Genomic DNA, 9,967 nt, shown 5'->3' on the forward strand with positions numbered 1-9,967 from the left:
GGTAGGACATGGATACCTTAATCAAGCAGATATTGCAACCCGCAGTAAGCAGGTTGGGAACAGCCGCTGCGACGTGGCTTGTTGCCAATGGTATGGAGCATCAGGACGCCGTTACCGTCCAGACGTCGCTGGTCGCGCTGGCATTGGTCGGCGTTGATTTTGCCGTCTCGGCGTGGATGAACCGGGGAGGGCGCTAATGTTTGGCGCGCTCCTCGGTCTGGGTGCCTCTCTTATCGGCGGGCTTATATCTAAGCCGAAGAAGCAGCCGACGCCGCCGCCGCCTGCGAAGGCTTCGCCGTTGGTGCTTCCGGCACCTCCGACATTGGCGGCTCCGTTTAAGGGGCCGTCGATATCCGGTTATATCGATGGGGTCGGGGCCGCGCCTGACCCTACGGTCATTAAGACAGTCAATCAGTATTCGGCGATTGACCTTAAGCGCCTTGTCGCTGAGAGCGAGGCGGCGGGATTTAATCCGCTTACCGTTCTTCGCGCTGGTGGAGCGGCGGGGTACCAGTACACCAACGCGCCGTTTCTCGCGACCAATCCGGAATATGTCGATTGGGAAACGCGCCTTAATGGCGCGCTGACGCAGCATGCACAGGATACGCAGCATGTGCGCGATACCTATGACTGGTACGTGCAGGGCGAGATGGACCGTTATAATTGGTCCAATCAGAACCTCGTTAATGCCTACAATACCGAAAACGAGAACGCGCGCGCCGAGTACAACTGGCAGAACAACGTTCGACAGGTCGAGTGGGAGAACGATACCGCTAACCGTCAGTGGCTCGGCGGGTTCGTCTCTGGCATGGGCGGTGCCGTCGCGAATTTCGCGCAGAGTTACAATCCCACCGTGATGGCGCAAGCCGAAGAACGGCGGCAGCTTGAAAATGCGCTGCTCGTGTCGGAAATCCAGCGCAATCAGCGAACGGGAGTAACGCGCTTTGCCTCTCCCAACGTTGTCACCGGTGGCAACTTGTCCACCACGTGGGGAACTGGTAATCGTAACTCCTACGGGTCGGATGGGCTGACCGACTGGGGCTATGAGCCCCAAACGCCGACTATTACCAACCCCGCGCCTAGCTGGCTGCGGCGGTATCAGGTGTTCGGCGACATGGAGAACTGGGAACAGGCGTATGGCGAAATCGCGTCTTCTGTATTGGGTCTTGGTAGCGGCGCTTTTGATCTCATTGGCACCGCTGGTTATTGGGCCGACCATTATCTTGGTAAATTGGGCGACCGGAACACCAATGCCCATCAATACTTGGACAGTAACGGACGACCGCTAGGTCTCCCTGCAACAAAGACACCTGGTCCCGCTGGCGTTAGCGGTGGCGGTGGTGGTGGCTGGTAAGCCATGGCGAAGAATAAGCTTCGCCGTGCGCTTAAACGCGTCCGCAAGTGTGCCGGTTGTGCCCGGCGCGCGGCGAAGCTCCGTAGTTTCATCAAAGCTAAGAGGAGCAAAATACGATGAAAAATCGAAATGCAGTTCAACAGCACATGCGCATGCAAAGGCAGTCTACGACGGCCTTGAATGTGCCGCGCACGATGCGGCCGCATCGCAATCCGATCCTGCTTCGCATGGACCCCGGCTATGTCGTGCCGATTGCAGCGGCGGGCCTCCATCGTGAGGACGCCGTTACGGCCGGGCGGCTCAACGTCTCAATCGAGATGGACGAAACGGCGGAAGTCCTGCTGAACCCGGTGATGCTCCGGGTGACAGCCTATCTCGTCCCGTGGCTCGCATTCGAGCGCTTCGCCGGACGCGATGAATTCGAGGCGAGCTACTCGAAAAAGCCGGTGAGGGAAGGGGCGGACGTTATCCCCTTCATCGAAACTATGGCGCGCGGAGTTGAGGGCGATTGGCCCGTTATGGATGCTCTGGGCCTGCATGCGGCGTCCGATCAGGACGTTTCGAGCATGTATATCGAGGCCTATAACGCCATCATCAACTATCGCAACAAAAACGTCTCGCTCGATCTTCCTGAGCGGGACCGACTTGATCCCTCGCTCGCGAAGGCGATCCGCGAACGCGGTCGCCATCGCAATATCGTTCCCTCGTTCGATGAGGCAGCGATGGAAGGCGTTGTTGGTATCGATGTGCTGAATGCGGACGCTGTTCCGGTCGTCGGCATCGGACCCTATCAGGAAAGCGGCGTCGGCGATTTCCCGATTGATGCTAATCCGTCCTTCAACTGGCGGCAGTCGGACGGCTCTATAGAGCACTGGGATAAGTTCTTTACGACCGATGACAGTTTGTTGGATCGGTCGTTCGACATCCGTGCGGATGAGAACGGCTTTCCGATGGTGTTCGCCAAGATGGACGGCGCGGAAATGCAATTCTCGCTGGCGTCTATCGACCGGGCGAAAAAGATGCGGCTTTTTGCCCAGTTGCGGAAGCGGTATTCCGGCCTCGATGATGATGCGATCATTGCGAAGCTCATGGACGGTATTCGCATGCCGGATCAGATGTTCGAGCAGCCCATTGAACTCGGGTCTAGGCTTGCCGGGTTCGGGTTCTCGAAGCGCTTCGCGACGGACGCCGTGAACCTCGATCAGGCGGCGGTCTCCGGTGCCGCCATGCTTTCAATGCAGATTGCAACGCCTCGGGTAAATCCCGGTGGGGTGCTTATGTTCGTGGCCGAAATTCAGCCTGAACAGATTTTCGAGCGGCAGGCCGATCCGTTTTTGACGGTCACGGACGTCGATCAGTATCCCCAGTTCATCCGCGACGACGGCGACGAGCAGAAAGTCGATCTCGTCAAGAACTGGGAAATCGATACCGCGCATACCGATCCCGACGGCCTGTTCGGCTATACGCCTCTTAATCACAAATGGCGTATCGAGGGCCCGCGTATCGGGACGGGCTTTTTCCAGTCGGTCCCTCAAACGTCGTTCGATGAAGACCGGGCCCGCATATGGGACACCAGCCCCGCCGATCCGGCCCTTGGCGAGGATTGGTATCTTTGCTCGGAAATCGACAAGGGCGTTTTCGCCTATTCCAATCGTGAGCCGTTCGAAGCGTCCGGGATGCTCGAACTCGCTATTTCCGGCAACACCGTATTCGGTCGCGAGCTCATCGAGGGCGCGGACGATTACGAGAAAATCAACGAGCGCATTCCCGGGCGCGAAGATCAGATCGAACAGGAAGCCTGATATGCAAAACCTTGGACAATTGACCGACTGGGGACACTGGAAGAAAGGCCAGCACCTGCTTGTGCCGCGATCCGCGTCGGGGCGCGTGACGCTTCGTGTCAACGCGCCGAAGGCGGTGGGCCTTTATTATTGGCTGGTCAAGCCGGACGGCAGCTATGGGGGCGAGGGCTATTTCCTCGCCCGTGTGGAAGGGCTGGATGAAATCCGGCTTCACGCTCCGTTTGCTATGGCGATAGCGCCGGATGGTGAGGCGTTTATCGAAACGAACGCCGGGGTTCGCATTGAGCCGCCAAAGGCGTCGGAAAGCTTCACGCGGATCGTCGAGCGGCGCGTGGTCTCGCCGGAGGTCGCCGAGGTCATGCAACGCGCGAATGCCAATCAGCGCGCCATGATGCGGCAGATGCAGCAAATCCTGCAAACTCAGAACCGCAGTCACGATGCGGCGATGCGAGCTCTGAAGAAGGCGGAGGAAAAGCCCCGTGAGCAGCCTAAGAAGGACGATAGCCGAAAGGGCGATAGCGGCGATGCTGGCGAGGCCGGAAAACAGAAACCGGCCTCTGACGGAGGGGCACCCGCTGAAAAGGCAGCAAAGGGAGGCGAGGGCGATGGAAGCGGAAATCAGCCAAAGGGCTGATACCTATTCCCAAGCCCGTCAAGCACTTCGCCGTCCGGACTACTTCGCAACTCAAAAATGGATGGACCAGAAACTTCGCGCCGATAGGGTCGGCGCGTCTCTGGAAATCCTTGAGTTCGAAAGGGCATTTGTCCGGCGATTGCAACGAGTTGGGATACCGTTCTTCGCCCACTGCGTTATGCGGTCGGAGCAAGAGCAGTTGGAGCGGTTCCGGGCGGGGCGTAGTAAAGCGCCGCCCGGTAAGAGCCCGCATCAACATGGGTATGCCGTCGATTTGATCCACTCGGTTTATGGGTGGGAGTTGCCGCGCGGACCGGATGAACCGGACGTGTCCCGCGCATGGCAGCTTGTCGGTGCGCTCGGTAAAGAGGCGGCAAAGGCTGCTGAAGTCGATGTTACGTGGGGCGGTGATTGGGGCTGGGATGCAGCCCATTGGGAAATCACCGGCTGGCGGAAACTCGTCTAACTAAATGCGTAGCCCCGTGCTCCGGGGCTGCGTAGGCTTTTCCACAGGGGTGAACGCGCTTCCCAACGCGCTGTAGAGAACCCCTGTGGGAAAGCCGGCCACACCATCCTTGATTAATAATACATTTAGTGACACCAGATCGTGAGGCGGCATGTGCAATAATCCAGTTATCGACCATGACGGAAACACGATCTGGTGTCGCAAGTGCGAACGTTGCAGGCGGGTACGCATCAATGATTGGGTAGGGCGCTGCATCGCAGAAAGCCGCCACGCCTCAACTACGCACAGTGTCACCCTGACATACGGACGGGACGAAAGCGGCAATGAGGATCACGTTCACGCCGCTGTTCTCGTCTACTCGGATGTTCAGAAATATTTCAAATCGCTGCGCCGGGCGGGCTTTAAATTCAAGTACCTTTGCGCCGGGGAATATGGCAGCAAAAAGCGCCGCGCCCATTGGCATGTCATCCTGTTTTGGGATGGCCCGGCCCCTGAAGTCGAGTTGAACAAAAATCATCAACATGTGTATTGGCCGCATGGCCATACCTTTTGGGAACCGATGACCTATAGGTCTGTTCTCTATGTGTGCAAGTACCTTCAAAAGCCCCAGGGCGATGATGAAGGCGAGGCTATGCTCCGTATGTCCAAAAAGCCGCCGCTCGGCCATGAATGGTTTCAGGAATGGGCGCGGCAGCATGTCGAGCAAGGGCTTGCTCCGCGCTCGCTGCACTACAGTTTCGCCGATGTCCGACATAAGGACGGCAAGGCAAAAGAGTTCTACATGCAAGGCGTGACGGCGGATAATTTCCTTCAGGAATATTGCCGCCATTTCGTTCACGTCAAAGGCCATACCCGCATGCCCGGCTCTGAGCTTGTCGAGGAGTTCATTGATAAGCGGTACGCGGAGTATTTCGAGCAAGAAAAATGGATGAGGGAAAAGGGATATGGCGAAACGATCGTCGAAGCGTTCAAAAAGGACGTCTTGGAAAAAAGAGCTGCGCCGTTTGGAGGCATCAAAATATACCTCCCATCTTGCGGCGCGGGACGTGAGGCGGTCGCGCTCTGTCGCGACCATACTGTCATCACGTACGGTGACACCTCAGAAACCGAAAACGAGCTTTTCGTTAAGGCCGTCTGTCGCTCGGGGTCAGGCGTTTAGCCTCCCCGCGACGCGGCCCGCCGTGTACACGGCGAAACCACGGGTTGTAAGAAATAAGCCTGCCCGCATGGCTCTGCCAGCGGCTAAAAGTTCCATAATACGGCGCGAGCCGATTAACCGGCGTATAGAAGCGGTAGTCACCGCTGAAGCAGGCACACAGAATAAGCCTGATCATAATCAGTCAACTAAGTTGCGCGAACGTGTGAACTGCAAACGACGCCCGGAACCTAAAAAAGGCAATGGAACGTCAAGGCGTTATATCCCGTGGTGCAAGTGATAGATGACCCGCAAAATGCGGGTTATTTACACCTCCCTGTGAGAGGGGAGGGGATAAACGTAAAAAGCCGTTGACAAAGGGCGGCAAATCAGAAAAACGTGGTTAACGTAGGATCGCATAATGTGGATTATGGAACTTCTGGATACCACCGACGACCTGATTGTGCAGTCGCCGGTGCTCGCATTCTCGCTTTCACGAACGGCGCTTAACGCAGTTCCATCAGCCGCTTGTGCGCAGCAGTGAAACCTTTCAGTGAAGCGCCGATGCTGAACTTCTCGTTGCCATCGATCGGCTGGGCGATGATGTTCAGCGCGCCGCCATTCTTCATCCGGTCGGCCATCGCCGCGTCGAATTCAACGGGCACGAGGCAGCCCTGCGGCAGACACGTCGAGAAGCCGAACGTCTTGCCCTCGGTGGCGTCGTCGATCGTCAGCGTCACGCCCTGGGCCAGCGCCAGGCCGAACGGCATGATGACGACGCCCTGGATCTTGTCATCCGGCGTCACCGACAGCTCGACCGTCATCACCCGCTGGCCGCTGTCCTTGGCCACCTGATTGTGGATCATCGCGCAACGGTCGACGCCTTCGTTGGAGATGCAGGTGACGCGCCAGTCCTGATAGGTCTCGTTGATGGAGCTCGCGCCTTCCGGCAAGGCCGAAATGGCTGGGCTCGCGGCTGCGCCGAAAAGAAAAGCCGAAACGATGCCGGCTGCAATGTGACGAGGTTTCACCAGGAATCTCCCAAATCCGTCTGATTTTCGCGTGAAACTAGCATGATTCGCCGGAGGCCAACACCGGCAACACGCTGGCGCGATACGCATGTTTTCGGGTTCCGCGCAAAGATGTGTGCGGCGATGCCGCGACGCCCGGTTTAATCCGCAGCAATGCTTGCATGGCCGCCGGTTCCTCGCCATAGTCGCCGGCAAATCGTAAGGCGTACAGACAGGAGAATTCCCGATGTCCTCGCACGGAAGGCGCGATGAACAGGAAGGCCATGCGCGGCCGCCCGTTCCCGATATCATGGCGATTCTCGGCGAGAACAAGCCGCGCCGGCGCTTCCCCTGGGGTTGGCTGGCGCTCGTTATCGTCCTTATTGCCGCAGGTTATGGCGGCTACCGCTTCTATCAGAGTGGCGACCTGCAACTGGTCGCGGCCCGGCCGGGCTACGCGACCGCCGAGGTGATCCGCGGACCGATGAACATCACCGTGCGCGCCACCGGCGCGATCGAGCCGATCAACCGTGTCGAGATTTCGAGCGAGCTTTCCGGCACGGTGAAGGATGTGCTTGTGGATTTCAACAGCGAGGTCAAGGCCGGCGACGTGCTGCTGGAGCTCGAGACCGACGAATTGACGGCCGATATATTGAGCGCCAAGGCCAAGCTTGCCGCCGCCAATGCCGATGTCGCGTCGAGCGTCTCGGATGTCGAATCCGCCAAGGCGACGATGGATCGCACAGAGACCCTGGTAAAGCGCAACGTCGCGCCGCGCCAGGATTTCGAGGACGCGCAATTTGCCTATGCGGCCGCCGTCGCCGACCGCCAGAGCGCGGAGGCGCGGCTCGATGTCGCCAAGGCCGAACTGGCGCTGGCGGAACTGCGGCTCAGCAAGGCGACCATCCGTTCGCCGATCGACGGCGTCGTGCTTTACCGCAATGTCGATGTCGGCCAGACCTTCACGACCTCGCTGGAGGCCCCTACTCTCTTCGTCATCGCCGGCGATCTCGGCCAGATGGAGCTGCGCGTCGATATCGACGAGGCCGATGTCGGCAAGGTCGAGCCGGGACAGAAGGCAAGCTTCACCGTCGAGGCCTTTCCCGACAAGCGCTTTCCGGCCGAGATCGATTCGATCCGCTATGCCTCCGAGCTCAACAGCGATGTCGTGACCTACAAGGCGGTGCTTCTGGTCGACAATTCCGAGCGCCTGCTGCGCCAGGGCATGACCGCCACGGCCGATATTCTGGTGAGCGAATCCGAGGACGTGATCCTGGTCCCGACAGCGGCGCTGCGCTTCATGCCGGCCGGCGTCGATGCGCCGACCTCTTCGGGCGACGAGCGTACCGCTTGGCTGCTTCGCAATGGCGAGCCGCTGCCGGTTCCGATCACGGTCGGGGCCAGCGACGGCCGCTATACCGTCGTCGTGGATGGCGACCTGCGCGCCGGCGACATGGTGATCACGGGTAATGGCCGGGAGGTTCGATGATATGAACGCGGCTCCTCCTCTCATCGAATTCCGCAAGGTCTCGCGGATCTACGGCTCCGGCGAAGCGGAAATCGCGGCCCTGAACGGCGTCGATTTCTCGATCGAGGCCGGCGAATTCCTCTCGATCATGGGCCCGTCAGGCTCGGGCAAGTCAACGGCGATGAACATTCTCGGCTGGCTTGATCGGCCGACCAGCGGCCAGTTCTTCTTCCAGGGCGTCGACACGACCGAACTGCCCGGCCCCAAGCTGACCCTGCTGCGCCGTCATCTGCTCGCCTTCGTGTTCCAGCGCTACAATCTTCTGCCGCGCGCCTCGGCGATCGAGAATGTCGAACTGCCGCTGCTCTATCGCGGCATCAGCCGCACCGAGCGCCGCGAGCGGGCTGAAAACGCGCTCGATCAGGTGGGCCTCGGCGACCGGCTGCACCAGCGCACCATGGAGCTTTCCGGCGGCCAGCAGCAGCGCGTGGCAATTGCCCGCGCGCTGATCACCGAACCCGCCGTTCTGCTCGCCGACGAGCCCACCGGCAATCTCGATACCAAATCCAGCAACGAAATCATGGAACTGGTCACCAGCCTCAATGTCGATATCGGCATCACCGTGGTCATGGTCACCCATGACGAGAATGTGGCGCGCTACGCCAGCCGGCGCATGCATTTCCTCGATGGCAGGGTTGATGGCAGCTATCGGCCGGGCCGCGGCGAACGGCGGGAGGACGACCATGTTTCTTGAGATGCTGAAACTCGCGCTGCGGGCCGTCAGGCGCAATCTGCTGCGCTCGTTCCTCACCGTGCTCGGCGTCATCATCGGCGTTTCGGCGGTGATCGTCATGGTCACGGTGGCCAACGGTACGGCCGAACAGGTGCGCACCGAAATCGCCCGGCTTGGCACAGATGTCCTGTTTGTGCGGCCCGGCCAGCGCGCGCCGGGTGCTGCCTCCGAGGCCGCCAAGGGCTTCACCGAACGCGATATCGCGGCGCTGCGCAACCAGATACCCGATCTACGCGCGGTCGCGCCTCAGAACATCGCAGATGCGACCGTGGTGGCCGGCGGCAACAACCGCAAGACCGTGGTCATCGGCACCAGCGACGCGTTTCTCGATGCCCAGGACTGGACCATCGAAAGCGGCAGCGATTTCGCCGGCGCCGAAGCGGCCCCGGGCGACACCGCCTGCATTCTCGGCGCGACCGTGAAGCAGACGCTGTTTGCCGATGACGATCCCGTCGGCCGGAATGTCCGCGTCGGCACTATTTCCTGTGCTGTTATCGGTACGCTCGGCGCCAAGGGCGAGGCCGGCATGGGCCGCGACCAGGACGATATCGTGCTGATGCCGATCGCCACCTTCCAGCGTCGTCTCGGCGGTGACAGCTACATCGAGAGCATCGTGCTCGCCGCGAAAGACGGCGTTTCCACACAGGATCTGAAGGCCGAGGTCGGCGATGTGCTGCGCGAACGCCGCAACATCCTGCCGGGCCGGCCGGATGATTTCGAGGTCAACGACATGACCGAGATCACCAACGCCGTCTCCGGCACCAGAAGCCACCTCACGGGCATGCTGGCCGCGATCGCGGGCGTCAGCCTGCTGGTCGGCGGCATCGGCATCATGAACATCATGCTGGTGTCAGTCACCGAGCGCACCCGCGAGATCGGCCTGCGCCTCACGGTCGGCGCGCTCGAACGGCAGGTGCTGCTGCAATTCATCGTCGAGGCGCTGGTGCTGTCGATATCGGGCGGCGTGGCCGGCATCGTCATCGGCCTCGGCCTTGCCTATGCGGCCGTGCAGTATCTCTCCCTGCCCTTCGTCATTGACCCATGGATGATCGCCGGTGCCTTCGGCTTCTCGGCCCTGATCGGCCTGATCTTCGGCTATTTCCCGGCAAGACGGGCAGCGAGGCTGAGCCCGATCGATGCGTTGCGGTTCGAGTGAATGCGGACCAGCGTCGCGCGGTGTCAGTTTGGTGCAGTTGAGTTCTGCTGAGCGGCTTTTTGCCGGACTCTCAGCCCACAATCTCCCCCCTTGAGGCAGGGCTATCGCATATGAGCGATCATTGAGATTAGGAAGGCATCGTCCCATCC

The 9,967-nt window shown here is 60.1% G+C and carries 10 protein-coding genes; 9 read left to right on the forward strand and 1 reads right to left on the reverse strand.

The genetic code is table 11. From position 1 onward, the window contains the following. The first annotated feature begins 8 nt into the window (after positions 1-8). The 6 genes from V6767_RS05910 (at position 9) to V6767_RS05935 (ending at position 5,415) form a co-directional block, all read left to right on the forward strand. Positions 9-197 carry a hypothetical protein gene (locus V6767_RS05910; protein ID WP_448472595.1) on the forward strand — a complete coding sequence of 63 codons (189 nt, stop codon included), beginning with the start codon at positions 9-11 and terminating at the stop codon, positions 195-197. Continuing rightward, on the forward strand, positions 197-1,354 hold the full coding sequence (locus tag V6767_RS05915; RefSeq protein WP_448472596.1) for a hypothetical protein: 1,158 nt from the start codon (positions 197-199) through the stop codon (positions 1,352-1,354). Before V6767_RS05910 ends, V6767_RS05915 begins: the two co-directional genes overlap by 1 nt. Before the next feature lie 317 nt (positions 1,355-1,671). Further along, positions 1,672-3,156, forward strand: a complete 1,485-nt coding sequence (locus tag V6767_RS05920) for a hypothetical protein (protein ID WP_448472597.1) — start codon at positions 1,672-1,674, stop codon at positions 3,154-3,156. 1 nt (position 3,157) lies between these two features. Continuing rightward, the gene (locus tag V6767_RS05925) at positions 3,158-3,790 is read left to right on the forward strand and encodes a hypothetical protein (protein ID WP_448472598.1); all 633 of its coding nucleotides are present in this window, start codon (positions 3,158-3,160) and stop codon (positions 3,788-3,790) included. Then, the gene (locus V6767_RS05930) at positions 3,762-4,256 is read left to right on the forward strand and encodes a M15 family metallopeptidase (protein ID WP_448472599.1); all 495 of its coding nucleotides are present in this window, start codon (positions 3,762-3,764) and stop codon (positions 4,254-4,256) included. Before V6767_RS05925 ends, V6767_RS05930 begins: the two co-directional genes overlap by 29 nt. A 151-nt stretch (positions 4,257-4,407) precedes the next feature. Beyond that, on the forward strand, positions 4,408-5,415 hold the full coding sequence (locus V6767_RS05935; protein WP_448472600.1) for a rolling circle replication-associated protein: 1,008 nt from the start codon (positions 4,408-4,410) through the stop codon (positions 5,413-5,415). Between the two features lie 482 nt (positions 5,416-5,897). On the opposite strand, the gene V6767_RS05940 is transcribed toward V6767_RS05935, so the two are convergent. Next, the gene (locus V6767_RS05940) at positions 5,898-6,422 is read right to left on the reverse strand and encodes an invasion associated locus B family protein (protein ID WP_448472601.1); all 525 of its coding nucleotides are present in this window, start codon (positions 6,420-6,422) and stop codon (positions 5,898-5,900) included. A 226-nt stretch (positions 6,423-6,648) separates the two neighbouring features. Between V6767_RS05940 and V6767_RS05945 the strand changes: the two genes are divergently transcribed. The 3 genes from V6767_RS05945 to V6767_RS05955 are packed head-to-tail and all read left to right on the forward strand — an operon-like array spanning position 6,649 to position 9,818. After that, the gene (locus V6767_RS05945) at positions 6,649-7,890 is read left to right on the forward strand and encodes an efflux RND transporter periplasmic adaptor subunit (RefSeq protein WP_448472602.1); all 1,242 of its coding nucleotides are present in this window, start codon (positions 6,649-6,651) and stop codon (positions 7,888-7,890) included. A gap of 1 nt (position 7,891) precedes the next feature. Next, positions 7,892-8,623 carry an ABC transporter ATP-binding protein gene (locus V6767_RS05950; protein ID WP_448472603.1) on the forward strand — a complete coding sequence of 244 codons (732 nt, stop codon included), beginning with the start codon at positions 7,892-7,894 and terminating at the stop codon, positions 8,621-8,623. Continuing rightward, a complete protein-coding gene (locus V6767_RS05955; RefSeq protein ID WP_448472604.1) occupies positions 8,613-9,818 on the forward strand; it encodes an ABC transporter permease in 1,206 nt (401 codons plus the stop codon). The genes V6767_RS05950 and V6767_RS05955 overlap by 11 nt, the downstream gene beginning before the upstream one ends. The last annotated feature ends 149 nt before the right edge of the window (positions 9,819-9,967 follow it).

It is taken from the genome of Martelella sp. FLE1502 (assembly GCF_053484255.1).

Excerpts from the sequence above, each read along its gene's own strand:
- V6767_RS05935 (WP_448472600.1), top strand. The coding sequence starts at position 4,408 with ATGTGCAATAATCCAGTTATCGACCATGACGGAAACACGATCTGGTGT.
- V6767_RS05945 (WP_448472602.1), top strand. The coding sequence starts at position 6,649 with ATGTCCTCGCACGGAAGGCGCGATGAACAGGAAGGCCATGCGCGGCCG.
- V6767_RS05930 (WP_448472599.1), top strand. The coding sequence starts at position 3,762 with ATGGAAGCGGAAATCAGCCAAAGGGCTGATACCTATTCCCAAGCCCGT.
- V6767_RS05955 (WP_448472604.1), top strand. The coding sequence starts at position 8,613 with ATGTTTCTTGAGATGCTGAAACTCGCGCTGCGGGCCGTCAGGCGCAAT.
- V6767_RS05920 (WP_448472597.1), top strand. The coding sequence starts at position 1,672 with ATGGACGAAACGGCGGAAGTCCTGCTGAACCCGGTGATGCTCCGGGTG.
- V6767_RS05950 (WP_448472603.1), top strand. The coding sequence starts at position 7,892 with ATGAACGCGGCTCCTCCTCTCATCGAATTCCGCAAGGTCTCGCGGATC.
- V6767_RS05915 (WP_448472596.1), top strand. The coding sequence starts at position 197 with ATGTTTGGCGCGCTCCTCGGTCTGGGTGCCTCTCTTATCGGCGGGCTT.
- V6767_RS05910 (WP_448472595.1), top strand. The coding sequence starts at position 9 with ATGGATACCTTAATCAAGCAGATATTGCAACCCGCAGTAAGCAGGTTG.
- V6767_RS05925 (WP_448472598.1), top strand. The coding sequence starts at position 3,158 with ATGCAAAACCTTGGACAATTGACCGACTGGGGACACTGGAAGAAAGGC.